At 64.6% G+C, this 24,379-nt stretch carries 22 protein-coding genes; 7 read left to right on the top strand and 15 right to left on the bottom strand.

The features are described 5' to 3' along the window. Window positions 1-67 precede the first annotated feature (67 nt). Window positions 68-613 carry a carboxymuconolactone decarboxylase family protein gene (locus LGR69_RS09715; protein WP_043378394.1) on the top strand — a complete coding sequence of 182 codons (546 nt, stop codon included), beginning with the start codon at window positions 68-70 and terminating at the stop codon, window positions 611-613. A gap of 107 nt (window positions 614-720) precedes the next feature. Next, a complete protein-coding gene (locus LGR69_RS09710; protein WP_043378397.1) occupies window positions 721-1,107 on the top strand; it encodes an SPW repeat domain-containing protein in 387 nt (128 codons plus the stop codon). A 1,417-nt stretch (window positions 1,108-2,524) separates the two neighbouring features. Here LGR69_RS09710 and LGR69_RS09705 read toward each other — a convergent pair. From LGR69_RS09705 to LGR69_RS09675, 7 genes are all read right to left on the bottom strand, one after another. Further along, a complete protein-coding gene (locus LGR69_RS09705; protein WP_081948535.1) occupies window positions 2,525-2,845 on the bottom strand; it encodes a DUF6634 family protein in 321 nt (106 codons plus the stop codon). A gap of 328 nt (window positions 2,846-3,173) precedes the next feature. Continuing rightward, window positions 3,174-3,929 carry a tyrosine-type recombinase/integrase gene (locus tag LGR69_RS09700; RefSeq protein WP_158713260.1) on the bottom strand — a complete coding sequence of 252 codons (756 nt, stop codon included), beginning with the start codon at window positions 3,927-3,929 and terminating at the stop codon, window positions 3,174-3,176. After that, complete coding sequence (locus LGR69_RS09695) at window positions 3,926-5,332, bottom strand: tyrosine-type recombinase/integrase (protein ID WP_081948537.1); 1,407 nt, start codon at window positions 5,330-5,332, stop codon at window positions 3,926-3,928. Before LGR69_RS09695 ends, LGR69_RS09700 begins: the two co-directional genes overlap by 4 nt. Before the next feature lie 630 nt (window positions 5,333-5,962). After that, window positions 5,963-6,730: a GIY-YIG nuclease family protein gene (locus tag LGR69_RS09690; RefSeq protein WP_139239451.1), complete on the bottom strand. Its 768-nt coding sequence runs from the start codon at window positions 6,728-6,730 to the stop codon at window positions 5,963-5,965. Between the two features lie 272 nt (window positions 6,731-7,002). Continuing rightward, the gene (locus tag LGR69_RS09685; protein ID WP_051975897.1) at window positions 7,003-9,048 is read right to left on the bottom strand and encodes an AAA family ATPase; all 2,046 of its coding nucleotides are present in this window, start codon (window positions 9,046-9,048) and stop codon (window positions 7,003-7,005) included. Next, complete coding sequence (locus tag LGR69_RS09680; RefSeq protein ID WP_043378406.1) at window positions 9,045-9,779, bottom strand: hypothetical protein; 735 nt, start codon at window positions 9,777-9,779, stop codon at window positions 9,045-9,047. Before LGR69_RS09680 ends, LGR69_RS09685 begins: the two co-directional genes overlap by 4 nt. A gap of 163 nt (window positions 9,780-9,942) precedes the next feature. Further along, window positions 9,943-10,371: a hypothetical protein gene (locus tag LGR69_RS09675; protein WP_043378410.1), complete on the bottom strand. Its 429-nt coding sequence runs from the start codon at window positions 10,369-10,371 to the stop codon at window positions 9,943-9,945. Here LGR69_RS09675 and LGR69_RS32020 point away from each other — a divergent pair. Then, the gene (locus LGR69_RS32020) at window positions 10,355-10,933 is read left to right on the top strand and encodes a helix-turn-helix domain-containing protein (RefSeq protein WP_179239979.1); all 579 of its coding nucleotides are present in this window, start codon (window positions 10,355-10,357) and stop codon (window positions 10,931-10,933) included. The two genes, LGR69_RS09675 and LGR69_RS32020, sit on opposite strands and share 17 nt — an antisense overlap. 509 nt (window positions 10,934-11,442) lie before the next feature. Further along, window positions 11,443-11,847, top strand: a complete 405-nt coding sequence (locus tag LGR69_RS09665) for a TetR/AcrR family transcriptional regulator C-terminal domain-containing protein (RefSeq protein ID WP_230365904.1) — start codon at window positions 11,443-11,445, stop codon at window positions 11,845-11,847. 326 nt (window positions 11,848-12,173) lie between these two features. Here LGR69_RS09665 and LGR69_RS09660 read toward each other — a convergent pair whose 3' ends face one another. From LGR69_RS09660 to LGR69_RS09640, 5 genes are all read right to left on the bottom strand, one after another. Next, window positions 12,174-14,003 carry an ATP-dependent helicase gene (locus tag LGR69_RS09660; RefSeq protein ID WP_043378413.1) on the bottom strand — a complete coding sequence of 610 codons (1,830 nt, stop codon included), beginning with the start codon at window positions 14,001-14,003 and terminating at the stop codon, window positions 12,174-12,176. Further along, window positions 13,969-15,753 carry an ATP-dependent nuclease gene (locus LGR69_RS09655; RefSeq protein ID WP_043378416.1) on the bottom strand — a complete coding sequence of 595 codons (1,785 nt, stop codon included), beginning with the start codon at window positions 15,751-15,753 and terminating at the stop codon, window positions 13,969-13,971. The genes LGR69_RS09660 and LGR69_RS09655 overlap by 35 nt, the downstream gene beginning before the upstream one ends. A gap of 53 nt (window positions 15,754-15,806) precedes the next feature. After that, on the bottom strand, window positions 15,807-16,727 hold the full coding sequence (locus tag LGR69_RS09650; protein ID WP_043378421.1) for a restriction endonuclease: 921 nt from the start codon (window positions 16,725-16,727) through the stop codon (window positions 15,807-15,809). A 1,043-nt stretch (window positions 16,728-17,770) separates the two neighbouring features. Beyond that, a complete protein-coding gene (locus LGR69_RS09645; protein ID WP_043378424.1) occupies window positions 17,771-18,793 on the bottom strand; it encodes an IS110 family RNA-guided transposase in 1,023 nt (340 codons plus the stop codon). A gap of 149 nt (window positions 18,794-18,942) precedes the next feature. Next, window positions 18,943-19,458, bottom strand: coding sequence for a metallophosphoesterase family protein (locus tag LGR69_RS09640; protein ID WP_043378427.1), 516 nt, complete (start codon window positions 19,456-19,458; stop codon window positions 18,943-18,945). A gap of 122 nt (window positions 19,459-19,580) precedes the next feature. Here LGR69_RS09640 and LGR69_RS09635 point away from each other — a divergent pair, with 122 nt between their 5' ends. From LGR69_RS09635 to LGR69_RS09625, 3 genes are all read left to right on the top strand, one after another. Then, window positions 19,581-19,823 carry a helix-turn-helix domain-containing protein gene (locus LGR69_RS09635; protein ID WP_043378430.1) on the top strand — a complete coding sequence of 81 codons (243 nt, stop codon included), beginning with the start codon at window positions 19,581-19,583 and terminating at the stop codon, window positions 19,821-19,823. A gap of 173 nt (window positions 19,824-19,996) precedes the next feature. Beyond that, the gene (locus LGR69_RS09630; RefSeq protein ID WP_230365903.1) at window positions 19,997-21,151 is read left to right on the top strand and encodes a nucleoside triphosphate pyrophosphohydrolase family protein; all 1,155 of its coding nucleotides are present in this window, start codon (window positions 19,997-19,999) and stop codon (window positions 21,149-21,151) included. A gap of 107 nt (window positions 21,152-21,258) precedes the next feature. Continuing rightward, window positions 21,259-21,825: a uracil-DNA glycosylase gene (locus LGR69_RS09625; protein WP_230365902.1), complete on the top strand. Its 567-nt coding sequence runs from the start codon at window positions 21,259-21,261 to the stop codon at window positions 21,823-21,825. A gap of 102 nt (window positions 21,826-21,927) precedes the next feature. Here the strand turns inward: LGR69_RS09625 and LGR69_RS09620 are convergent, their stop codons facing one another. Genes LGR69_RS09620 through LGR69_RS09610 form a run of 3 tightly spaced genes read right to left on the bottom strand, consistent with a single transcriptional unit; the run spans window position 21,928 to window position 24,378 of the window. Next, on the bottom strand, window positions 21,928-22,710 hold the full coding sequence (locus LGR69_RS09620; RefSeq protein ID WP_043378438.1) for a hypothetical protein: 783 nt from the start codon (window positions 22,708-22,710) through the stop codon (window positions 21,928-21,930). Next, window positions 22,682-23,368: a C1 family peptidase gene (locus LGR69_RS09615; protein ID WP_043378441.1), complete on the bottom strand. Its 687-nt coding sequence runs from the start codon at window positions 23,366-23,368 to the stop codon at window positions 22,682-22,684. Before LGR69_RS09615 ends, LGR69_RS09620 begins: the two co-directional genes overlap by 29 nt. Next, window positions 23,365-24,378, bottom strand: a complete 1,014-nt coding sequence (locus tag LGR69_RS09610; RefSeq protein ID WP_081948541.1) for an ImmA/IrrE family metallo-endopeptidase — start codon at window positions 24,376-24,378, stop codon at window positions 23,365-23,367. The genes LGR69_RS09615 and LGR69_RS09610 overlap by 4 nt, the downstream gene beginning before the upstream one ends. Window position 24,379 lies beyond the last annotated feature (1 nt).

The following is a 24,379-nucleotide window of genomic DNA, read 5'->3' as shown; positions in this document are numbered from 1 at the left end:
ACGCTACCGCGTCGTTCGGCATAGAGCGGGCGTGCAAGCCGCACAAACCAAGACGAGGATCTCGCCGATGCCCCGTATCGCTCCCATCGACACCGCCCATGCCGCCGCCGAAGTCCAGGCGACGCTCTCGGCCGTGAAGGCCAAGATCGGCATGGTGCCGAACCTGTTCACCACCTTCGCGCAGTCGCCCGCCGTGCTGAACGGCTATCTCGGCTTCTCCGACGCGCTCGCCAAGGGCGCGCTGACGGCCAAGCAGCGCGAGATCATCGCGCTTGCCGTCGCACAGGCCAACGGCTGCCACTACTGCCTGTCCGCCCACACGCTGATGGGCAAGGGCGCGGGCCTGACGCCCGAAGGCGTCCATGCCGCCCGCCACGGCAAGGCGCAGGACGCGCTCGACAACGCGGTCGCCGCCTTCGCCCAGCGCGTGGCGGAGGCGAAGGGCCACGTGAGCGACGCCGACATCGCCGCCGCCCGTTCGGCCGGCCTCGACGATGGCCGGCTCGTCGAGGTGATCGCCAATGTGGCGATCAATGTCCTCACCAACTTCACCAACAACGTCGCGCTGACCGACATCGACTTCCCCAAGGTCGACGTCGCGCTGGCGGCCTGACCCACGGCGGACGCGGCGTCTTACTAGCCGCCGCGTCCGACTCCCTCGACGTCCATCAACTGCGGCCTCGCCATGACGAGCGTTCGCAAAGCCAACAGGAGAGTGTCATGAACTTCCGTTTCGTCACCAAGACCGTCCACGCTTACCTCGACTATCCGGTGGCGCTGAGCCTGATAATCACCCCGTTCCTGCTGGGACTGGGCAAGACCAACCCGCTGGCGCTGTGGCTGTCGGTCGCGACTGGCGTCGCCGCTTTCGCGCTGACCTTCCTCACTGACCACAAGACCGGCGTCATCCGCGTGCTGCCCTACTGGCTGCATGTGGCGGTCGATCGCTTGGTCGGCGCCACCTTCATCGTCGCGCCGTTCGTGCTTGGCTTCGAGGGCCTCGACGCGATCTACTACTGGGCGAATGGCGCGGCGGTGCTGCTGGTGACGTTCGTCCTGAACGCGCCCGAGACCGAGGACCGCGCTCCGGTTCTCGCCGACGCTTGAGCTCCGGATGACCAGTCCTGAGGCGGCTGGACGCAGGCTCGGCCGCCATTTCATTCGCCTGGATCATCCTCCGGTGGGTTAGGCCGATGCGCAGGCGGAGAGGAGCCGGACATGACGACCACCATGGACGCGCGGCTCATCGAGGCGCGTCGGTGCGTTGTCTTTGTGCTGCACATACCGCGGGGATCCGCTGTCGATCGTGCAAGCGGGTGCAGGCGCCCGACTGCCCGCTTCTCCGGCGTACTTACGGCAAAGCGGATCAGCGGCTTTCGGCCATTCTCGGTCGTCCCGGCGCCAATCAGATTGCCGGCAATCAGACCATCCGAAAGCCTGGTCGGAAGCAGCCCCTCGCTACGGATACCAAGCATTGATTTCCGGCCGGTAGCCGCGCCGGAGAGCGACCTTACTCGGAAGCCACCATGTCCCTTCCACGAGAACTTCATCGGACGACGGTACGCCGAACGCGAAGCTAAATGCCGAACTTCCGGCACTCGATCCGCTTCCGACCTCGCGCCCTCATTCGGGCGCTCCGCAATCTGAGGTAGTACGTTCGGAGGCAGACTTCGCGGCCGTCACAAAGGAACGATCGACCGAGACTATTGCGCGATCGTGCATCGGGCCGAGGCCGGCGGGTTTGGTGCACCGTTCCATCAGGTCTGGACGGCCAAAAGGAACAGGGCAATCCATTGCCAGGCAATCGATACCGTGGCACGGGAGGGCACCGGAAGGAACCGGAAGGAGCGGAGGCCGCACTTCGACCGCCGCTCCAGGCGGGGCCGCGATGTGCGGCGCCGGAGTCGAGCGAGGTTGGCCCCATGAGGTAGATCGCGATCACGCAGAGCGGAACCGAGCCGAAAAATGGGTTTTGGCAATGGTTTTGGCAATTGGATGCCCCGTTCGTGCGTACGCGGGCCGGCAACCTCGGCCCGCGTCCGATCGACGTCCGGCCGCGCGATCCGAAGGAGTGGCGCGGCCGGGCGGACGGGCGACGGCACTTAAGCCCCATGCGGCCCGATCGGACGGGGCGCCCAACCTGAGCGTGCGCCGCCTCCCCGTATCTCATCCGCGACGGAACCATCGAAGCCTCATGAAGCGCCGGCCATTCTATGCGGCAGCAATCGCCACTTCGCGTCGGACGTCGTGCCCGGAGCCTCGTTCGCGCAATTCGCGATTCGGCGGCGGGTGCCGGGCGCGGCGCCGTCCGGCTTCCGATCGGCAACGGTCTCGGCCGAGCCGACCACGCTGGGCTGCCCACGCGTTCGCAGGCGACGTGGGCCCGCACGGAGAAGGGAATCGGGATCCCCAGGCGTCCGACCCGAGATGCAAACAGCCGGCTTCCGGAAGCCGCCGGCAAGGCCGGCAGGAGAACCGGCCAGGAGCGACCTGCAGCCACGATCGTCGCGCCGCCTAGCGGAGTTCAGTTGGCCCTTTCTCCCAGCCTGTAGAACCTCGACCTCGTGCGCGCGTAACCCAAGTCCGGTTCGAGCGTGAACAGTTCGCTGGTTCTGCAGAGTTCTCCGTCCGGTATGACAGGATGACCGAGCACGATGCCGACGAGGTGTGGCGCGGGAGCCAAGCGAAGCCTCCATTCCATCAGGAGTGGCGCATCCCTCAAATCGTCGGCACCGGGATGGTGGCCGCCGGCGATGCGTTCGAGATCCTCCGCCAACCGACGATGGCGGGCAGCGATGCGGGCGAGTTCGGGAAAAGGGCCAGGACCCTTGTGCAGGACCGACATGATCGATGTCCTTCGTTCCGACACCGTGGTCGGATGGGGGGCGACAGAGCGCATCGAGGTCGGCAGGATCGCGCCTCCGAACGCGGCGATGCGACATCGGCCATCGTCGGCCGTCGTCGGGACGGATCGTGCGGCAACTGGGCCCCGATCCTCCCGCGCGCGCCCGAAACTCGCACGGGCGCGATTCCTTTGATCGCGGCTCGAACGACGTCACCGAGCGGTCCCGTCCGAAGCCAGCGCCGGATCCCGGCGTGCGACTGCCGATCGCCTTCGGCGACACGGACTTCCGGGCGGCTTCGAAACCGACCGCCTCGCCGGAGATCGCCTTTCATCGTTGAGTCCCGACCTTCCAGGTCGACAGCCCGGGAGCCGGAACGGAATCCGGATCGTCCCCGGACCGAGATACCGGAGCTTCGCCGACCGACCGAGCCGCCGCCGAACCTGCGACTTCGTCGTAACGGGCGCCGAAGACGTGATGCCGATTGAGCAGGCGCAGTACGAAGTGCGGCGACCTCTGCCGCAGATAGAACTCCTCTCTCGAGCGTCGGGCCCGTCCGCCGCGCGCAGTCAGGTAGGCGACGAGATCCTCGGTCGCCTGGGCCCGCATGAGTGCCGCGGCGAAGGTGAGCCGCGCCGACCGGATCTGCGCACCCTTTCCGAGCGACCTGTCCCGAGCGCAGCGCGCGATCGCAGTCCTGAGATCGGCCGCGCCAAGTGGTTGCTTCGCCGACAACATGAACAGGCCGTTCCCGCCGGTCGCATATTTCCGGCGGTCGCGCATGTACGCTTCCAGAACGTTCCGGACGGGCTTGAGCAGCGGAACCGTTCTGGCGGCGTCCCGGCCGTGGATCGAGCGGCGCGCACCGACCACGATCGTCGCGATGCCGGCTTCTGTCCCGAGATCGTGAGGGTGGACGGCGCATAGCTCGTCCGGTCCTGCCCCTGTTCCTATGGAGACGGCCAGAGCAGCCGCAAGACAGCGTTGCGCTGAGGGAGGAACGTCCGGTCGTGCATGGACGACAGGATCGATCAGCGCCAGAGCGGTCGCCCTGTCGAACGGCAGAGCCGCGAACGACGGGATCATGGCGTACGTCGCCGGTTCGGTCGCTTGGACATGCGCCAATCGCGCGTCCATCTGTCACCACGACCATTGGATCTGCCGGGGTCGCTCGGCACCCGTAATGTGACGGGAGCTGCGGATGCATTGCTCCGGCGGTCCGGCGACACCTGCCGCTTTCGATGAGCGAATGCGTCCACGACCAACTCGTGGGAGTCGAGCGTATGCGAACCGTAGACGTTCTCGAGAGTTTCCACCGTCATCGAGAGGTAGTCCGCCGCAACCCAGATCGGCACCCCCTCGTTTTTCATCCAGTGCGCGCAAGTGTGCCGGAGAGTATGAGGGGTGATGCGCTCGGGGTCCAGTCCGGCGTCTTTGACGATCTGCTTGAAGGTTATTTGAATGTACGCATTGTAACCTGTACCATTTTGCTGATGGACGATGTTCAGAAGATCGCGCTTGTCGTCGTTCTCCTGCCAACGACGTATATGTGCCTGAAGCGATGTTGGGATTCTGCAAGGATTGCGGCTTTTCGAGGTATCGGCCTCGCGATCACCTCTGCGAAACAATGTCCTCAGATCGCCTGAAACGTATCCGGCCGAGTCGTTTTTCTTCCAGCGCAATCGGAGCACCGAGTCGTGCCGTGTTCCGGTCCAAGCTGCCAGCAATATGAAACGGGCGATCCCGGCACGTCGGCGCCGTGTGTAGGGATCCTTGATGACGAGACGGCCGCGAGCGTCGCGAATCCAGTCGTCCGCCTCGGGATCCCAACGACGCCCACGGCACGCTAGGAGGAGGCGGGCGACCTCGTCGTAGGTCAACCACTCGTCCCTAGGCTGAGCTTTCGGCGGAAGCTCGGCCTGTCTGATCGCGGTTAGGTTCTTCTCGCGCGCATAGCGCTGGATCGCCGAGTTCAAAACCTCGAGCTCTCTGCGAGCCGACTGTGTTCCGGTTACGCGGATCTTGGAAGAATCGGACTCCTTCGTCTGATTCTTCCAGCGCACACCCGTTCTGATGTTGCGGTATTCAACACTGGATTGCGCCGTGACATCGGACAGGTACTTTCCGCTCCAGTATTTTCGAAGTTCGGAAATGCAGAACAGGAGGTTCGTGCGATTGCGGATCTCTGCATCCGTCGCGCCCGCCTTTTCAGGGTTGGACGCCTCCATGTGGTCGAGGATGTCGTCGAGGGGAATCTCATCCGCATTGGATGGCGCCGCCGCCGTTCGCGGCCCTTTCGCTTTGTCCACCTTGTACTCGGAAAGCAGAAGATCAGCCTTCGTACCGTCGGGGTCATGCGGATCCCAGAACAGGCCCAGACTGAGCTGATTTTTTCCGTCGATGATATACCACATCCACGTTGAAGAATCCTGTTCGTCGCGCTTGCGCAACCAGAGCCGCGCACCCGCCTGTTTCCTTCTTCCAGCCATGGCCCGATCCCTTGCTTCGGTCAGCGGAACATCAAGGTGCAGTCGTTCTCGAGATGTTAACGGGAAGATCTTCTATTCCCTCCGCCGGACCTCGCTTTGGAGTCTGGTTGATGAGACCATAGTCTCACTTCTAAAAGCCGGCGGTAGAGATTCAGCGCGACTTACCAGGATCGATGGAGCAGCTTCGGCTTGCGACCCCGGCGGCGGGCGACGGACGGCACCTCCGCCTCTCGATCCGATCGCGGGCTCCTTCGGTCGTCCATGCTTTCGGCCGATCCGCACGTGTCCTTCGCATCCCGACGAAGCTGCGGCTCGAGAAGCGAGCGGACCGCCGAAGGCGTCGTGTAGAGCCTGCCTGCGATCGAAGCGGATGCGAGTTGACCGAGACGGACCGCCGAACGAAGCGATTTGACCGTCAGCGGGCCGTTCGGGAAGAACAGAGCGCGCGCCTCTTCGAGGGTCACGATCTCGTCGTCGGCCCATTGATCGACCGCCGGCCTTCCGACGAGGCGTCGAAGAGGATCCGCACGGTCGTCGATCCGGCCGCGGCTTGGACGCTCATGCCGCTGGCCGCGGTCTGCGGCCCGAGGCCGGTCGCCTCCGAACGCGTCCGGATCCGGGCCGGGAGCTTCAGAGTTCATCGATCGGCATCCAGGTGAGACGCGCGGACGCGGACGCCCCGCCGGTGACGAAGGCGGTCGCTTCGCGTGCGCTGCGGAAAGTGACGAAGGCGGCGACGGTGAGGTACCGCGCGTCGTCGCCGGGCACGAGGACGCCGGATCCGATCAGTTCGATCCGCTTCTCCCGCAACCACTGCGTGTTCGCGCATACGTCCGCGACGATCCGCGAGCCGGGCAGAAGCACGGTTTCACCGCCGCGCATCGTCGCGGTCGCCAGCGCGCCCCGCCAACGCATCGTATGTGTGGTTCGGACGAGACCGAGGGGATCGAGGCCGCGCGGGGCCATGACCACACGCGCGCCGATCGGCGCCTTCACCGGTTCGACCGCCGCGACGAGTCCCGGCATCGCCATGTCGAGGAGCGGGCGTAGATCTTCGGTCACCTGCGCCGCCGTGGCGATGTCGTGTTCCGTGGCCGTGAACCTCTCCGCGTCCTGCCTGTTCGCAATCGTCGCGAAACCATGGTTGGCGATCTCGTCGACGAACGCGCGCTGGAGGATCAGTCGAACGGTCTCGTTCATGATGCGCGGCCCGGTCGCGACGCACGCGTCCCAAACGAAATCGAGCGTCGGGTCAGCGGCGTGTGCGGCGAGACGCTCTTGAAGCATGCCCGATTCGCCGACTACAGCTCTGAGCTTCGTCGATTGCGGTGCCGGCATCCCGACCAGGATGTACAAGCCGGGACCAAGCATTGCAGGAAGGTCCAGCAGACGATCCATCGACCATATCGGACATGCATGGAGCGCGACGCCCGATGAGACGAACTCGAGTGAGACGTACCCTTCGTCCCGTGTGCCGGCCATCATTCCTCGGAACGGACGCGGACGTTTCTCCAGCATCGCGATTCCTCCTGCACATCATGTTGGGAGTCGCGATCGGTTCGTCGCGACGATCGCGCTACTTGGATCGGAAGGACCGACCGGTCGGCGACGCACCTCCGGTCGTCGACCGCATCGAGGACCGGCGGGTCGCGTCGCCGATCATCGGAACGTCAGCGGAGAAACTCCTCGACTTCGACCGAGGCGAGCGACCTTCGCGATTCGAGCATCTCGGCCAGTTCCAGGAGTCGTTCACGTCGGGTCCCCAGGAGGGCCAGCGCGGACTTCGCCGCCGACCGCAGCGCCCTCTCGACGAGAGTCCCCACCGCAGGGTCGACCATGCGTCCGCCATCCGCCGACAGCCGCCGGTCCAAACCCCAGCGGACGTGCATGTCGCGCGCGAGCGTCGTTGCGGCGAGGAGATCCGCCTCGGCTCCGGCGGAAGGGTCGCCGAACGCGAGTATCTCGGCCGCACGTCCCGCCATGAGAACGATGAGCATGTTCCGGAGCACGTGTCGGGTCACGACCCCGGGGGGCGCAAAGCCCATGTAGCCGCCCCCCCCGTGTCCGGGCGAGCGCAGGACCAGATCGCCGATCGACAGGCCGAGCGACCGCGCGGCTACGGCATGCCCGCATTCGTGGATCGCCACCCGTCTCTCGTCCTCGACTCGTGCGCGTCCGGCTGAGCCTGCGATCTCCACGAGGATATCGTTCTCGACGAGAGGCCGTCCGGCGCGGCGGGCCCGGCCTCTGGCGCGCCGCACCCAGGCGGCGCAGTCGGCGCCGGTTCCGCCCAACGCCTTTCGGGCAATGGGCCGAAGATCGGAGGCGACGAGATCCGATCCGAGATGGTGGCGCAGGATGGCGGGCAGTTCCTCGAGGGCGGGCCGGGCGATCGCGATCACCCGATCGAATCGTCCCGCTCTCAGGATCGCGGGATCGATCTGAGTGGCGTCGTTGGTCGCGCCGATCATCAGCACGCCGGCCCGGCCGCCATCGCCGTCGAGACATTCCAGGAAGCCGTTGATGACCTGGACCCCGTAGCTGCGGTTGTAATCCGCGAGTTTGCGGCGATCTCCGAAAGAGTCGAGCTCGTCGACGAGCGCGACGCAAGGCGCCATTTTTCGCGCCTCGCGGAAGAAGCCGATCATCGCCTTTAGCGTGGTCCCAAGGTGCGCTTCGCCTTCCGCCTGCCACTGTGCCAACGAACCTGCGATGAAAGGTACATCCGCTTCTCTCGCCAGTGCCGATGCGAAAATGGTCTTGCCGACGCCCGGCGGGCCGCTCAGTAGCGCACCGGGCTCGCAATCCGCCCAGGGCAGCTCACCTCTGCCGAACGCCGCCAGATCTGCCGCTGCAGCGATCCCCCATTCGGCCGCAGCGCCGTAACCCGATAGATGCGACAGACGCGGCGTAGGAGCGGCCGGCGGCTTCGAAACTCTGCGTTCCACGATCGCCCTGAGCCGGTCGATGGACCCGTCCGCTCCCCGGGAGGCATGCAGCGCGATCCGGAGATCCGTCGCGTCGACCCGCGCCGCGATCGAAGCAGGAACGGTCGTCTTCGGATCCGACCCGACGATCCGGGCTGCAATCATGGTCAAATCGTCGGGCTCGAGCGGGCCGAGCGGGATCCGCTCCTCCCACGATCGTTCCACTTCGAAGGGCAGCCGTGATCGGCCGGGGGCCGCGACGCAGATCAAGGCTTGGAAGTTCCGAAACGCTCGTCCGACGTCGACGCCCGGCGTCTCGGCTCTGATCCGAACGTCGTCGGACCGCCCCTTCACGACCACCGCCTGGCCGGCACTTCGCTGCATGCCGGGCGTTCGCTTCCATAGCGTGGATCCGGACCCGAAACCTCGTACGAGGACGTTCGTCATCGGTTCGAGCCAGCTGTCGTCGGGGCAATCCACGATGAGTACCGGCGAGCGCTCCCGGATCCGATCCAGTATCGCGGGGTCCCGCTCGATGGCGCGACCGAACAGGATCGCCGCTGCGATTTCGGCCGGGTCGTCGGGTAGGTGGGACGAAGAGGCACCCGGCTCGGCCTCGTCCGGGTCGACATCGACCGCTCGACGGCTAGAGTCGAGAAGCCGAAGCATCGCGAGGATGCCTGACGGGCGATCTTCCGCGAAGGCGACGCTTGTCGTCGGCCCGCCTTCCGCGGGCCGCTGCGTGCCCTTCGAACGGCCGAGGGACGGGATCGGACCCTGGCCGCTCATCTCGTTCCCCCGGTCGTTCCGACGAGTCCGGGACACGCGATTCCGATGAGAAAGAGGTGACGGCGGGCTTCGCGTGCGCGCTCCACCTCCCCGGCTGGAAAGTTGCATGACCACGGCGCGGCGGTTCGAACCTGCGTTCCGCCGTGCCGCAGCGCGTCCTCGATGCCGGCGACGGCCAGGGCCCGGCGCTGTGCCGAGAGAGGCAGCCCGCCCACCCAAACAACCTGCCGCTTCTCGGATGGATCCTGTCCGTGGTCTGCGCGCCTCTGATCGTCGAGCCGAAGTCGTGCCATGCTCACATCGATCGTAGGACGGCCGTTCGGATCCAGGCTGTGCACCAGCTGAAGCGTACCGCTTTCTGGAGGGCACAGACCGCACAGCAGGTCGAGATCGGCGAACCCGCTCCGAGCCACCCAGGCACAGCTCGCCCGGTCCTCGATTCTGATCGCGAAGCGCCCGAACACGTCACCGGCGAAAATGAATCGCTGGCCGTGAGGCCGCGCGTCGTGCGCACCGGCGGCTTCCGACCAGGGGCGCCCGATCTCGAAAGCATGACGCATCGCTAGTCTCGCCGCCGTGGCAGGCGTGAGGACCCGGCTTCGGGCGAGAGCCGACAACATGTCCACCGTCTCGTCGGCCACGCCGGTCAGATCGCGAAGTTCGATGGAGAGAGGCTGGCGCCCGGATACGGACTGCCGGCGCCGAAGTGCGGACGCCAGCTTCCGTGCCATGGTCGCGACTCTTCCTCGGTCGTTCGTGAGTCGTGGCATCGGTCGTCCGGTCGGGAACACGACGACGTTCTCGTTCCGCATGAGGCACCTGTCGGGTCCGGAAAGGTTCGATAGCGTTCGCGCGCCAGGATCGAAGCAAGCCGCTCGAAGGACGACGAAAGGGTCAGTCCAGGGAACGGGACGGCGAGAGGCTTCGCGGGTCGCGTCTGCACCCGGCCAAGCGGAGCAAGCCCCTTCCCGTGACGAGCACGACGCGTCGGCCGATACGGCGGGCGTCGCGCTTGACCGCGATCAGCCGACGTCTCAGATCCGGCCGCCGCCAGACGCGACCGGCCGCCGCCAGGACGATCACAGTTCCTTGGGCGCGCCGGACTGTTGCGTGCGCCAAGCCGTGGTCGGCGAGCTTCCTGTAGGATTGGATGTCCTCCAACCCCCTGGGAAGGACGGACAGGACGTCGTCGCGCGATCTCGCGACGATCTCGAGTTCGCGGGCCAATCGGATGCGCTCGCCCGCGATGCGGATGCTGCGACACAGGCTGTCATGGATGCCGCCGACGATGGCGTCACCAGATCCGGTGTACGACTTCGACATGGCACAATCTCCCGATCCGCCGAAGGAGCGGAGGAACAAGGCTGCCAAGTTTCGGGGTGCCGTCGCTTCCTCTCGCCTGCGGCGCCAAGGAAGCGCGTCGTCTTCGACAAGCATCGAAGGAATCGCCGTAGCAACGGCGTGGACCCATTTCGACGGACTTGCAGGTCGGCCAAAGATCAGGTCTTCTGGACAGACGCCTTCCGCAATTGGCGTTCCGGCTCCGTCTTCCAGCGATTCGCAGGCTGCACCAGAGATGCGTCCGCGTCAAGTATCTTCCGCGGCCAAAGTGGAAGCTTCGCAGATCCGAGGCGCCAGGGCGATGCTCGGCTGGACACAGAAGGAGCTCGCCGTCCGCTCCGGCGTCGCCAAGAGAAGTATCGCCGGACTGGAACTCGGTACCAGCACACCGAAGCCCGAAACCCTCGAGCGTTTGGTTGCCACGCTTTCGGCCGGCGGCATAGAATTCCGGAACGCCGACGCCGACGGTGTCGGCATCAAGCTTTTCAAAACTTCGAAGTTCGCCCACGGATCGAAGCCGCGGTTCGACGAGATGAAGGGCTGAGGTGATTTCGGTGTGGAATGCACCGGAATTTTCTCACCGCTCTCTGAACTGTCTCGTGTCGCCTGAGGCTGCGCGAGCGGCCAGTCGAGGAGCTTCGGCCTGAGGTGCAGCCCCAGACGACATCCCTCGTACCGTGCCCGCCTCGCGGTTGGCGGGCGCGCGGGGCCCCGAGCGAGCTCCGGATGGGGGCGGCATTCGCCGAGAGCCGCCGCTTTGATCCTCCGGTGAGCCTCCGCCCATCCGCACGCACGCTGGGGCAGCGCCGCTGTGGGCCAACTCCGATCCTTTCATAAACCGGAGGCGACTTCGTGCGTGCAGGACGGCAGGACGTCCATGATCCCGCGCGCGGCGGCCGATCAACGCCGCGCATTTCGTGCCGGCTGGGCAACCGCCGCGGCGAGCATCGGAAAGTGAATATGAAAGAAAACGCTATGTTCCTTTGAGGCCGAAGTATCGCGTCTGCGGCCGAAGTGCAGGCTCTCAAGGCGGCACCGCAGGAGGCGAAGGCTGTGCTGGACAAATTGAGCCGGTTCCTGCTCGCCTGCAGCCAGGATCCAGGATCGGCCACGCTCACGCACTACATCGTCGCGCAAGCGCTGCAGTTTCCCAACCTCGCGCGGCTCGCCTACGAGGAAGGATGGTTGGGTGGCGTGCGCGCGGTTGCACCGCTCCTGGAGGTCATGGCCGCACGGGGCCAGATCGCCGTCGACGACGTCGAGATCGCCGCGGACCTGTTCCTCAACCTTGTGCCCGGACGCAGTTCCAAGCAGGCGCTGTACGGCATCCAGGGCGACCCGGAGGCGCAGGAGAAGCGCTGTCGGGCAGCCGTCGCGCTCTTTCTCGCGGGCGTTCGCCCGCAGCGACAGGGACGGCCGCGACGAGCCGGAGTTCCGTCCCAGGCGGAACCGACGTGAACAGTCGCGTTCGTGAGCCGGTTCCGATCTGACCGCCAGCCCGTATCGACGGGTTTCAAGCTTCGCGCGAACAAATCGACCCGAGCCGTGTCGACAAACGTTAAAGGTCGGCGTTCGTGGTGATCTCGGCCTCTGCACGCGGGGCGGCATGCAGGGTACGCGGCGCGGTCGAGGTCTGGGCTGTCGGCGGAGTTCGTTGCCCGTTGCTCGCGCGGCCTCAGGCGCGGCGAGACAATCCGGAGGCCGGTCCGGTGCAGCTCATGCTTTCGGCAGGAATCCAGACAGCCGATCGGAACGGTGAGGACCGGTACAATTCGTCAGATCCTTCAGAGACCAACTCCCGCGTCCGAGTCATCGGCTTTACTCCTCTGGTATAGTTCGTTCACCCAGGGTGATTGTTGATTTTCTTGAAATATCAACCCAAGCTCTTTCCGTGGTCGGGTAACTCCCACATAGAACAGGCGGCGAGTCTCACGCAGGGCTCCGGCGGTCCTTTTGTCGCGTTCACTGGGAAAGTCTCGTGCATTCACGCCATACATGACTACGGCATCGAACTCCCTTCCCTTGACGCTGTGCAACGTGCTCAGATTGACGCGACCGGTTCCGCCCACGCGGCCGGCGAAATGGCCGAGCGGCATATCGAGACTCGAAGCCGGATCGGTGTTGGCGATCATCTCGACGCAGACATCCCACTCCTGCTCCGAATTACGGCCAATTGACCGCCAAGAGGATATCAGCTCGCGATCGAAGCGTTGCAGCCAAGCATGCGTGCCGTCGACATGTCCTATCGTCGATTGAAGGAAGCCGATGAGTTGCTCCGACAGAAATCGCTCTTCATCGGCGGTGGCGTGCCTGCCGAAGACGAGCAGCGATGCTCGATAGATCAGACGACTGTATCGCGGGTCCGCATCCCGCCAGCCCCCGACGACCCAGCGCGCACAGTCCTCGATGAAGCGAGCGAGACGCGAGCTACGTCGTACGAGCGCATTTCCATCCGTCCGCACGAAGGGAATGTCGGCTTGCTTCAGGGCGTCCGCGACTTTGTCGCCGAGGTATGCGGCTCGGTACAGCACGGCGATTTCGTCGAGCGGAATGCCTTTTTCCACGAGCTTGGGAACAACCGTCTCGGCGATCGCCCGCGCTTGCATATCGAGGCCCTGGGTCGTCGACCAGAAGGTGAGCTCGCCTTCGGGCGCGCCTGCACGTTCCCGGTAATCGCGCTCCTCGCCCAACGCGCCTAGGGAGGCGCGGACGATCTTCCTGCCGGACCGATAGTTGAAGCGCAATCTGATCGTTCGCACATCCGGTCGTTCGGTCAGGCCCTCGAGCAGTTCCGGGTTCGCTCCCGTGAAACCATATATCGACTGGTCCGCGTCGCCGACCGCGAACAATCGGATGCCTCCGCCGAAGCACGACAGGAGAACGAGCTCGTGCAGTGCATGGCCGAGATCCTGATATTCGTCGACGAACAGGATGGGAAAGCGGGCGCGAAGCGCGTCGCGTATCCAGTCATGCTCCTTGATCATGCGATAGGCCAGTAGTGGCATGTCATCGAAATCGATCAAGCCTTGCTGCCGAAGCTTGAACTCGTATGCTTCGATGAACATCGCGAGCTCCGGATTGCGTCCCCGCCACTCCGGTCGGGTGCGATCCACGTCCCGACGACGCTTCTCCGAGGCGAAGCTCCATCGGCGATGAGGGTCGTCCGTGCCGGCGATCGCGACCGCGTAGGCGGCTTCCACCGACGCGCGCATCTCGGCGCGCTTCGCGACCCGGAAATCGGCGGGCAGTCCGATCGGCACGCATCGGGCGTACGGCGCGATCACCTGGCTAAGCGCAAAGCCGTGAACCGTACCGACGAAGACGCGGTCGCCAGCTTCCATGCCGAGGCGCGCCAGCCGCATTTCGAGCTCAATCGCGCATTCGTTGTTGTAGGTGATGCATGCCACGCCGCGTGGTTCAACCACGTCCTCCGCCAGCGCGCGCGCCATTGCGGTAGTCAGCGTCTTGGTCTTTCCGCTGCCTGGGCCCGCCAGCACCACGCAATGCCCGGTCTCGCGTACGGCCGCCGACTGCTCCGGATTCGCGGCGAGTTCCTCGAGCGCCTGAAGAAGCAACCGACTACTGGACACGGCCGGCCACGAAGCGGATTGCATCGGTGATGTAGTCGGGTGGAGCCAGACCAACCGCCTTTTTCGCGAGCTTCGCGCTCAGCCGGCCTTTACCGATGTCCGCCACCATGGCCAGCAGCTGCGACGCGTCGACGGGGGCCGAGCCTGCCCTCCAGTTCGCTATGCGGGTGCTTCGGGTGGATCCGAAGCCCTGCTCATCGAGGATGTCGAGGAGAGGCTTCAGCAGCGACGGCGTATTCGCGACGGAGACTTCAAATGTCTGCTCGTTGAGAAAGATGCCGGCACCGGCCCAGGTCGATGCGAACGACACGAACTGGAGCGCCTCCCACGCTGTCCGCTGCGCGGGATGGATGGGCGGCTGCCCACGCACCTTCAGCACATCGCTCCAGAGATCGATCACACGCTTTTTTCCGAGCGGTTGTTTGGCACCATCCAAAGGATCCCAGTCGGTAATCACCGCGTAGGGCATGCCCAGAGCTTCGGCGAGCTTGACGTATGGACCGAAGTTCGTGCCGGCGACGTTGCACACCGTGATGCCGAGATCATCCAATACTTGTCCGAGAGCCGAGGCGAACACGGGAACCAGCGCCTCCTCGGCGTCGCCTTCGACGAATATCACGCCGCGGGCGAAGAGCAGCTCCGCTCGCGTGGCATCGAGGTAGTTCTCGAGATCGTCCAACTCGTCGGACGTCACCGGCAGGTTGGCAAGGGAGAATGCCTGCGTCGACCGGTTCCGTCCTTTCAGCTGGATGATCGACCGCAGCGGCGTGACCGCGGCGAGCGTCGGGGAATGGCTGGTGACGATCAATGCCTGTGCGGCATCCGCAGAAGCGAACAGCTTCTTGAAGACGGACCGCTGCAGCTGCGGGTGAAGGTGCGCCTCCGGTTCCTCGATGCACAGCAGGGAGAAGTTGCGCTCGTTCTTCCTCCGGCGCCATGCGAATTCGGCCAGCTTCAACGCCAGCAGGGCGACGTTGGCTGATCCAAGACTCGCCTCCGCGATGCCGCGCTTGCCGCCGTCGATGAACATCGCGATCGCCCGGAACAGTCGCAGCGGGTCGGACGGCGCGAATCCCAGACGTGGATCGATATCATGCGCTTCGCCGGAGAGATGAAGGATGCCGGCGCGCAGCTCGTTCTCCAGCACCTTGATCGTCGGAAACGCCTCCAGCGTCTTCGTGGCCTTGTCGAGATCGGCCGCGACCGCGGCGAGATCCTCGCGGGTCACGCTCGAAATCGCGTCCTCAAGAAGGGGGCGCAGTGGCGAACCTCTCCATGTGCCGAGATGCCCTTCGGCATCGCGCAACGCGTCGAGCACGTCGATTGCGATCCGGCGTCGAACCTTGCTGGGCACCGGCCGGGACTCCTCGCCGCCGCCGAACACGACAAATTCGAAGTCGTCGCTCGACTGCGGAATTCCAGCGACGTCGGCCTTCTTCCGGAAGATGTAGCTGAGTCGCGCAATCGTCGGATCGCCGGCGACACGATACTCCGTCAATAAGGCGAGCAGACCGAAATCGGTCGTGAATTCCGCGAAATCCAGATGGATTTCGATCGGACTGCCGTAGTCGGGCGCCGCACCATCCCAGAAGTCCGACATCTTGAGCTGACGCGCCGAGTCCGGAAGCGTAGGATCGAGAACCAAGCGTATCGCGAACAGGAGATTGCTCTTTCCGATGCGGTTTTCCCCCAGGATAACGATGTTTCCCGAGAGAGGGATATCGACCTGTAGAAAATTTCTGAAATTTCTTATGCTGAAATTACTCAACAGCATCCGCTTAGATCCGATTCTCTAAAGTGAAATAATTCAAGAGTAAGATCAGTAACCTAGAGCAGTCGCTTCCACAATAGGAAAAGACCACGGACCCGCTTGAAATACCTTCGGGTTTCCGACGCGTGCCTGATCTTTGCTGCGATGATATCCGGGATCGAGAGGCGCCGGGCCAGCGCTTCGTAGATATCCATTCCGTCTGCGAGAATGATCTTCCTGACTGTGAACGCCTGCAGACCGACTTCGGTGAATCCCGCGAAGCTAACGAAAAGACCGCGCGTCCATTTCGGACGTTCGTTCACCTTACCTTGAAAACCGCGCAAAGTACTGGCGTCGGTCTTCACGCGGTGCCACTTCGCCTCGAGCAGATACGTGTTGCCATTCAACTGGAACGAACCGTCGATCTGCTCGCCGACAACGGTGAAACCTCCGCGCGCATCCATGTCCCATGCGTTGTAGAGGTCCGTAAGTAGCCGCTCGAAATGGCGCCCTCGGGCCTGAGGATCATCCGACAATTCGTGAAGAGCAAGAAAGCGCTCCTCAAGTCGTCGCAACTCCTGCTCGTTCGAACGTAGTGCTTTCCGAGTGTTCGGCGGATTCGGATCGACGCCGCTCCGAACGATTTCGTAATCTGGAAGTAGAGGTCCGCCCAATCGCTCCACGATTAGGCTTAGACGCCGATGTGCATCGACGGCCATCTCGATCTGCTGGCTAGCGACTCGCTTCGTCTCACAGTATTCCCATAACGCGGCCAGTGCTCTTACGATCGCCCGCGGTTGCCCGACCGTCAAGAATGCGCGGAGGCGTTTACCCTTGCTGCCGCCATAGATCGCGTAGGCGCCATCATCGATATCGACCCCGACCTCCCGGTTGAAGAAATCCGCGAAAGTGTTGTTGGTAAAATCAACCACGTAGCCCGAGCTCATGCCGAACAGCTCGTCGACGAGAATTAGTTCGATTGGTCGAAGCTGCTCCATCCGTTCGACTATCCGCATGTTCGTGTGCAGCCCTGCTCCGTTCCGCGCTGTTCGCGGGACCTCCTTGCTGCGTCCGAGCCTGTGCGAACGGCCGGGCGACGCGCTTCGGCCGCAGACGCGGATTCGGGTGGCACACCGCGTAACCTGACGAGCTTGCGGCGCAAAGGGTTCGAGACCCCGAAGCGAGCCTCCGACGCGAGCGGTGCACAAGGAGTGTCGCTTCCGCCTCCCGACGGGCGGCGCCCGCTCCGACGTACATCCCGGAAGCCTGGTCGAGCGAGGCGCGTTCTACCGCTCTCCGGATTTCTGCGTGGAATGCATGAGCCGCTCCGAACCTGCCTTCGGACTGCCTCGCCTCGCATGAGATCGCGCGAGCGGCAGGGCCACGCGTTCGGTACCGCGCAGTTCATCGGCCGGCCCGGCTACCAGCGGAAGTCGGGAAAGCGGATTGTCAAAATCCGACAACGGACCGGGCGCTGTCAGCCTCCGAAAAGATTTCCGGCCCGGTCCCTGCCCGACGTCTCGCGATGAGGGGGCAGAAATCGCGAGACACGGCGGAGTGGCACAGGCTCCGAATTCGGCCCGCACCGATGACGAAAGGTGTTCAGTTCGCGCTATACGGCCAATGCAGCTCGGAGTTCGCGACACCTGCCACTTCGATCTCGTGTGCCAGCGCCTCATCACAATGGACCCGACCTCGCGGCGACAAACTAGCATACTGCGCCAACGAACTCGCTGGATGCGCCGGCTACGCGAGTTGGCAAGATGCGCCTGAACGTCCGTGTGTGGACGCCCCATCGGATTCAAGGGGGTGTTTGAGAGATCTGTGCGCGCAGGTTCAGGTGCTTCCGTGTGTCCGGCCTTTCGATGCAGCCATCCTCACGGCTGCTGGCCTGTATGGAGATCGCGGATCGGGTCCAAGTCGCTTTGGCGCGCTCGAGGCGCTTGGACGTTCACTGGTTTTCCCGACCCCGTCTTCTGACCGTTGCGCCATACCTCTCGCCTGACCTTCCCTGCCTCCCTGACGCCTCAGGCCGTGGCGGTCACGCCGTGGCCGGAGCTCTGTAGGAGCCGCCGCGGGCCATCAACGCCCAGACGATCCTCGCCATCTTGTTCGCCAGGGCGACGGTGATCAGCATGCGCGGCTTGCGCGACAGCATACCGGCCAACCACGCCCCAGCTTTGTCGGGAGCGCGCGCCGCGACCTTGGTCGCAGAACTCGCGCCCAGGATCAGCAACCGTCGCAAGCTGCGCTCGCCCATCTTAGTCGTTCGCCCCAGCCGCTCCTTGCCGCCGCTGGAGTGCTGCCGCGGGACGAGGCCGAGCCAGGCCGCAAAGTCGCGCCCGCGGCGGAAGGTACTGGCGGCCGGTGCCAGTGCCACCAGTGCGGTCGCGACCACCGGGCCGATACCCGGTACCGTCATCAGCCGCTTAGCCACGGCATCGTCCTTCGCACGCTGGGCGATCGCGCGGTCGAGGCGCGCGATCTGCGCTTGGAGCGCTTGCAGGCTGTCCGCGATGACGGCCAGGACCGGCCGTGCCTCGGCCGGAACGTCAGATGTGGGGTCGCGGACGATCGCGACGAGCTGGCCAACGTGCCCGGCCCCCTGGCGAACGACGTATCCAAACTCGGTGAGGTGCCCGCGCAGCGCGTTGATCAACTGGGTCCGCTGACGCACGAGCAGGTCGCGCGTACGGAACACCACTGCCGCAGCTTGAGCCTGCGCGCTCTTGCCCTGGACGAACCGCATCGTCGGGCGCTGCGCCGCCTCGCAAATCGCTTCCGCGTCGGCCATGTCGTTCTTCTGCCGCTTCACAAACGGCTTCACGTAGGCTGGTGGGATGAGCCGCGTGTCGTGACCTGCCACGGCTATCTCGCGCGCCCAGTAATGAGCACTGGCGCACGCCTCCATCGCGACCACGCATCGCGGAAGTGTCGAGAAGAACGCCAGCACCTGATCACGCCGCAGCTTCTTGCGGAACACGACTGCGCCACTCGGACCGGAGCCGTGAACTTGGAAAACCGATTTGGCCAGATCGATTCCGACCGTGCTAACCTCGCCCATGGACGCCTCCTGCAGTGGTGTCACAACACCTCCACTCTGGCACGCCGATGCCGTCAGGGGGCGTCCACCCCAACGCTCCCGGGAACGGCAAGGACCCGCTTCGACCGCGAGATCGGCCGGAGAGCGGCTCCACGTGCACCCGCGCCGCCTCACGAAGGTGGCGAAGCGGATTCGATCTTCCGGAGAATTTCGGGCAACGAAACCGGCCTGAAATTCCAAACGTCCACTCCGACGTCGCAGGTGGCTGGCAGGTTCGGCAAGGCTCCGTGGCTATGTCCATGCAAAGCCAGAGATCCGCGGCGGGATCCCCTCCACCCGCGCAATGCGTAATGGAACAGGACCAGCAGGCGGCCATTCGCGTCGATCTCGGCGTAGTGCTGCACCGAAGCCCAAGGCAGCGCCAGGGTTCTTCCACGGTCGTGGTTGCCGCGCACCAGATGGATCGCCCGACCGTGTAGGCGACCGAAGATCTCCGCCTGCCGATTGGGACCACAGCGGTAGGCGAAGTCGCCCAGATGCCAGACTTCGTCGCGGTCCTCGACGACGGCGTTCCAGCGTTCGATCATCGCCTCGTCCATCTCGGCCACGTCGGCGAATGGACGATGGCAGAAGCGGATGATGTTGGCGTGGCCGAAATGGTGATCTGCCGTGAACCAGAGGGTCATGGCTCCCTCCCCCATGCGCCTGCTGAGTCGCGATCGGCGCCCACTTAGAAAACCAGATTTTCTGATAATCTTCCATCCGGTCTAGCTGGCTGGTCGGCTTTCTCGATCCCGCCGACGGGCCAATGCCCAAGACCCTCAGAAGCGCACGTCATCGAAGATTGATCGAACTGCTCGTCGAAGCTCGTGAGCGATCAGGCCTGACTCAAAGCGAGCTCGCCTCGCGACTTGGCCGATATCAATCGGTCGTCGCCGCGATCGAAGGAGGGGGAAGGCGGATCGATCTGGTCGAGTTTCTCGAGATCGCGGACGCGTTGGAAATCGACGCGACGGTGGTCCTGAAGGCAGTTCGCGCGATCTCCCCCTGACGTCGGTTCAGCCCGACCAATCCTCGTCGAGGAACCCCAGGCCGGCGAAGGGCGGCTCGGGTTTGCAGCGATCGTATCGATTGCGACGGTCGCTGCGACGGCACCAGCGCCCATCGCGGATTCCGTCATTGTAGCTGGCGACAGGCTACGGCCGCACGGCTAGGATCCTCTCCATGACTGCGCCGATGGATGAATTCTCACCTCTCACGATCGCAGGCTACGCCTCGCTCGCCTCGTCCACCGACCAGCGAAGCGACGGTGGCTCGCTGGCGTTCCCTCTGCTCGGGCTCTTCGGGGAAACGGGCAGCCTTCTCAGCGAAGTCAAAAAGAAGCAACGTGATCGGGCCTCGTATCTCGGATACGCCAGCGCCGTCGTCGAAGAACTCGGCGATGTCCTCTGGTACGTGACCGCGGTCGCTTCACGCGGCGGACTCCGATTGGAGGAGATCTTCGCAAGCCCGACCCAGACCGGTGCGGCGACCTTCGCATCCCTCCAGCCCGCGATCATGCCGCATCAGGACGCGCCGAACGCGGCTTTCGAAAGGACGCTTCTCCAGCTTGCCAGCGAGGTCGGTGTGCTGCTCGCCGACCAGCACGAGGAGCGGCTCGGACAAGGCGATCTGCTTGCGGATCGGTTGAGATCGATCACACGGTCCCTGGTCGAGGCCGCCACCGAAGCGGGAGTGACGCTCGAGGCGGCGGCAGTGAAGAACCTGGAGAAGATCTTCGACAGGTGGCCGCACGAGCGCATCTATCCGGTGCCCCTCGATGCGCAGTCCGATCCGGCGGAGCAGCTGCCGCGAGACCTGTACGTCGACATCTTCGAGCGCGACGTCCGCGAGCGCAAATTCGTCTACCAGCGTTGCAACGGCATCAACATCGGCGACCGGCTGACGGACAACGCCATGCTTCAGGACGACTACCGCTTCCACGACGTCTTCCACTACGCCTACGTCGCCGTGCTCGGCTGGTCGCCGGTCGTCCGGGCCCTGCTCCGGGTGAAGCGCAAGAGCGCGCCGAAAGTGGACGAAGCGCAGGACGGCGCACGGGCGATCCTGATCGAGGAGGGGATCACGACCTGGATCTTCGGGCAGGCAGTGGACCTGGAATTGTTCGCCGGCGCTCGGCCCGGCGACATCCCGTTCGACCTCCTGAAGCACGTCCGCCAGTTCGCGGCGGGCTACGAGGCGGAGCGCTGCCCGCTTTGGATGTGGGAAGAAGCCATTCTTCAGGGCTATGCGGCTTTCCGCTTCCTGCGCGAACATCGGCGCGGGCGTATCCACATCGACATGGTCAACCACCGCCTCTCGATCGAGCACCTGCTTTGAGAACGCCCGCATCCTTCGCTGCAGCGCTCGCCGAAGTTCGGCTGCCCTCGGTCTTCAATCCGTACGGAGACGTCTGCCCGGAACATGATCGCGCCGATGCCGCCACCGTGCGTCGACGCAATCTCACGCGCTGCCTGGAAGCGGCGCTCGACGCCAACGTCGATACGATCTGGATCGCCCGCGACCTCGGATATCGCGGCGGCCGCCGGACCGGATTGCCCCTGACGGACGAGGTCCATCTCGAGCCGGCCGGCGCCCTTATGGGCGGCATCGACCTCAAGCGCGCCACCCGCGGTCCCGTCGTCGCCGAGCGCACCGCGGCGATCATCTGGCGTGTTCTCGCCCGGATAGGCGAGCCTGCGATCCTATGGAACGTCTTCCCGCTCCACCCACACGAGCCGAAGAACCCGTTCTCGAACCGATGCCACACCCGCGCCGAGCGCGACGCCACGTGGTGCCTCATGGAGGCCTTGATCGCGATGGTCGCGCCCAAGCGCATCGTCGCGATCGGGCGCGATGCGGCTCTGGCTCTTTCTGGTATCGACATCCCGCTCTCAGTCGTCCGCCACCCGAGCTACGGCGGACAGGCGGAGTTCATCTCTGGCGTGCATTCGCTCTACGGTGTCGCCCAGACGACCAAGGAGCGGCCGACGCCTGCGAGCCTGCCCTTCTGAACACGCATGCGGGCCTTGCGGAAGGGCTCCGGCGACTCCGTCCGAGACGATCGGCGGCGACGGGACGAACGTGGTCGCGGCGCCCCCTCGATCCGGCATCGGTCAGGCCGCGTATTTCTGGCCGGCATCCCGGACTCGGCTTAGAAGGGTCTTGATGTCGTTGCGACGGGTGCCCTTCGGCAAATCGACCTCAGCACGCGTGGAGACGATCGTGAGTTCGCCGAGATCGAGGCCCGTCTCACGGCAGACGAAATCCATCAGACGCCCAAGGCCGATGAGGTTTCCGAGCAATTTTTCAACGTAGAAGTGGTTACGATACATCGCCGTAAGCCCAAGCTTCTTTCCGCTGTTCTTCGCTCCGGGCACCACCTTGAAACTCAGGAAGCTGAGACATTGTCCTCCGTAGGGTGAATTGTCGACGTCGCGTGCCGCATCGAACAATGGAAGCTCGAATTTGTTGAGGGATTTGACTTTTTTGTCGTTGATCCGTCCGACGATATCCCAAAGCTGATTCGGGCTCTTCCCTTCCGGCACCGAAACGTCGATCATCCGCTCGAAGTAGTAGCCAGACCACCGCTCGTTGCGCCGAACCCTTCTCAACACCCGTTCCTGGAAGACGTCGAAGAAGGCCGGGGCACCGTATCGGTGGTAAAGACTGGCAGGGAAGATCGTGTTCGCCACGGTCCCGACCGCCTGTTGACCCTGTTGGCGGAGGAAGTCATCGACCAGAGCGACGCCTGGATCCTGCAGCGTCGTGTTCCTCGTCGGGTCCGCGATGTCGAGGACGACGTTGTAGGCGCAGTGGCTCGGCTGCGCTTCGACCATCCGTACGGCCTCGCGCCAAGCGCTGATGCAGTCAGGCTGCTGGGGGATCGGGAGATACAACGACATCCTCCGTCAGTTTCGCGGCAGCGTAGATGCGCGGGGCGATAAACGTCTCGGTGAGCCAAGCGTGGCCTCGCTTGCCCCACTTCGCGCCCCAGCTGTTCCGCACCAGGATCGCACGATGGCCGCCGGCCTTTCCGTGGCCGACGGCGACCACGGCGTGACGGCGCTGCGGCTCCGGCGTTTCGCCGGTGGCGGGATGGATCATGCCGTCCGCATCCGGTCGAAAGAAGGAGCGGGAAAGCTGGATCAGGACGATGACCGGCTGGCCGCGCTCGATCTCGCCCACGATGATGTCGAAGGCGACCGGGCGACGTTCGGATCCGCGTCTGAACAGAAGGCCGACGTCGCCCGGCGGGACCCAGGACGCAGCATCGACCGGCGTCGCCGGAAGGTAGGGCCAACCGCCCTCCTCCGGCTGCCCGTCCTCACGCAGTACGTCCAGCATGGACGCCAGCGTCGCTCCTTCATCCGGACCGAAACCCATGCGCGTCTGAGCCCGATGAAACGCGTACTCGGACGAAAGGGGGAGCCATCCGGGCCGAACCCCGGCATGGGTGTCGCTCGCAGCAAACGCGAGACAGGTCGGCCGGGGGCCCTGATCGCGCGCATGACCGAAGCGCGGCCGCAGGTCTACGAAAACCTCGACGCCGCTCATGCCGCCTCAAGCAAGCTCCGCCGCTCGGCACGAGAGAGGCCTTCCTCCTCGGGGCCGGTCAGGTCCATCTCGACGTCCAATTTGGTTAGGAGCGCGTCGGGATCCCAGGGCCGAAACTCGGCGAGTTCGATCAGTCCGCGGAAGTCGTCCGGCGGCGCGGCCGTGACGCGCCGAAGCACGTTGTCGCCGACGCTGTCTTCGGGTGGCTCCGACAATTCGTCCCCGACGATCGCGAAGCCGCTGTCTTTGAGCTGATCGATGTCCCACAGATATCCGCCGCCGCTGTGCTCCTTCAGGCGGAGCACGAAGATGTCGTTGCGGCTTCCATCGATGCGGGTTCCGGCGTCGCGTTCCGTGAGAAGCCAGACGTCGCCTCGATAGTCGTCTGGGCGGTAGGGATCCAGAAGCTCGGCCTTGAGTTCCCGCGGTTTCGTCTCGAGGAGCGCGTCGACGTGTCCGGAGGTGATCAGACGATGCCTCGCGAGCGTGTAGCAGGTCGCCGCGTAGCTGGCGCCCAGACGCAGAGAAAGCTGGTAGACGCGATCGGGTCGGACGAAGTCCCTCGCCGTCCAGCCCTGACGCGATGCGTGTGCGAAGAAGAGCCAACGCGGCATCATGAACTCGACCGCGAAGGCATCCGCTTCGACCTCCTGGAATTTCGGCGCCCTCTCACCAGCCATCGGCATGCGCCGCAGAATTCCCTCGTCGTCGAGACTGGGCTCGTGCCCAAGGGAGAAGTGCCCGAGCTCGTGGGCTGCCGTGAAGCGCTGGATGCTCATGGCGCGCTGTGTGGTCACGAGGATTCCCGGAGCCGGATCGTTCAGATAGGCTCCGAGGAGTCCCTGCAGAGGACGCAGAAGGAGTGGCAGGTCGAGCGCTCCGATCGATCCGAATACGTCGACATTGCCCCCATGCGCTTCGACCCGTGATCGTATGCCGAGATCCCGATGAAGCCGCGCGGCGGCCTGTGTACCGGCCCGGACCGCTCCTGCGTAGGTTGTCGCGACCATC

Origin of the sequence: Methylobacterium brachiatum (assembly GCF_020523825.1) — a bacterium.
GTDB lineage: Bacteria > Pseudomonadota > Alphaproteobacteria > Rhizobiales > Beijerinckiaceae > Methylobacterium > Methylobacterium brachiatum.
The sequence above is the reverse complement of the archived record's forward strand: the minus strand, read 5'-3'. Positions and strand labels throughout refer to the sequence as shown.

Bases quoted from the DNA above. Each gene is read 5' to 3' on its own strand.
- LGR69_RS09705 (WP_081948535.1), bottom strand. From the start codon at position 2,845: ATGTCGGTCCTGCACAAGGGTCCTGGCCCTTTTCCCGAACTCGCCCGC.
- LGR69_RS09715 (WP_043378394.1), top strand. From the start codon at position 68: ATGCCCCGTATCGCTCCCATCGACACCGCCCATGCCGCCGCCGAAGTC.
- LGR69_RS09685 (WP_051975897.1), bottom strand. From the start codon at position 9,048: ATGAGCGGCCAGGGTCCGATCCCGTCCCTCGGCCGTTCGAAGGGCACG.
- LGR69_RS09700 (WP_158713260.1), bottom strand. From the start codon at position 3,929: ATGATCCCGTCGTTCGCGGCTCTGCCGTTCGACAGGGCGACCGCTCTG.
- LGR69_RS09680 (WP_043378406.1), bottom strand. From the start codon at position 9,779: ATGGCACGGAAGCTGGCGTCCGCACTTCGGCGCCGGCAGTCCGTATCC.
- LGR69_RS09650 (WP_043378421.1), bottom strand. From the start codon at position 16,727: ATGGAGCAGCTTCGACCAATCGAACTAATTCTCGTCGACGAGCTGTTC.
- LGR69_RS09675 (WP_043378410.1), bottom strand. From the start codon at position 10,371: ATGTCGAAGTCGTACACCGGATCTGGTGACGCCATCGTCGGCGGCATC.
- LGR69_RS09635 (WP_043378430.1), top strand. From the start codon at position 19,581: ATGCCCAAGACCCTCAGAAGCGCACGTCATCGAAGATTGATCGAACTG.
- LGR69_RS09610 (WP_081948541.1), bottom strand. From the start codon at position 24,378: ATGGTCGCGACAACCTACGCAGGAGCGGTCCGGGCCGGTACACAGGCC.
- LGR69_RS09645 (WP_043378424.1), bottom strand. From the start codon at position 18,793: ATGGGCGAGGTTAGCACGGTCGGAATCGATCTGGCCAAATCGGTTTTC.
- LGR69_RS09630 (WP_230365903.1), top strand. From the start codon at position 19,997: ATGACTGCGCCGATGGATGAATTCTCACCTCTCACGATCGCAGGCTAC.
- LGR69_RS09710 (WP_043378397.1), top strand. From the start codon at position 721: ATGAACTTCCGTTTCGTCACCAAGACCGTCCACGCTTACCTCGACTAT.
- LGR69_RS09660 (WP_043378413.1), bottom strand. From the start codon at position 14,003: ATGCAATCCGCTTCGTGGCCGGCCGTGTCCAGTAGTCGGTTGCTTCTT.
- LGR69_RS09655 (WP_043378416.1), bottom strand. From the start codon at position 15,753: ATGCTGTTGAGTAATTTCAGCATAAGAAATTTCAGAAATTTTCTACAG.
- LGR69_RS09615 (WP_043378441.1), bottom strand. From the start codon at position 23,368: ATGAGCGGCGTCGAGGTTTTCGTAGACCTGCGGCCGCGCTTCGGTCAT.
- LGR69_RS09640 (WP_043378427.1), bottom strand. From the start codon at position 19,458: ATGACCCTCTGGTTCACGGCAGATCACCATTTCGGCCACGCCAACATC.
- LGR69_RS09690 (WP_139239451.1), bottom strand. From the start codon at position 6,730: ATGGATCGTCTGCTGGACCTTCCTGCAATGCTTGGTCCCGGCTTGTAC.
- LGR69_RS09695 (WP_081948537.1), bottom strand. From the start codon at position 5,332: ATGGCTGGAAGAAGGAAACAGGCGGGTGCGCGGCTCTGGTTGCGCAAG.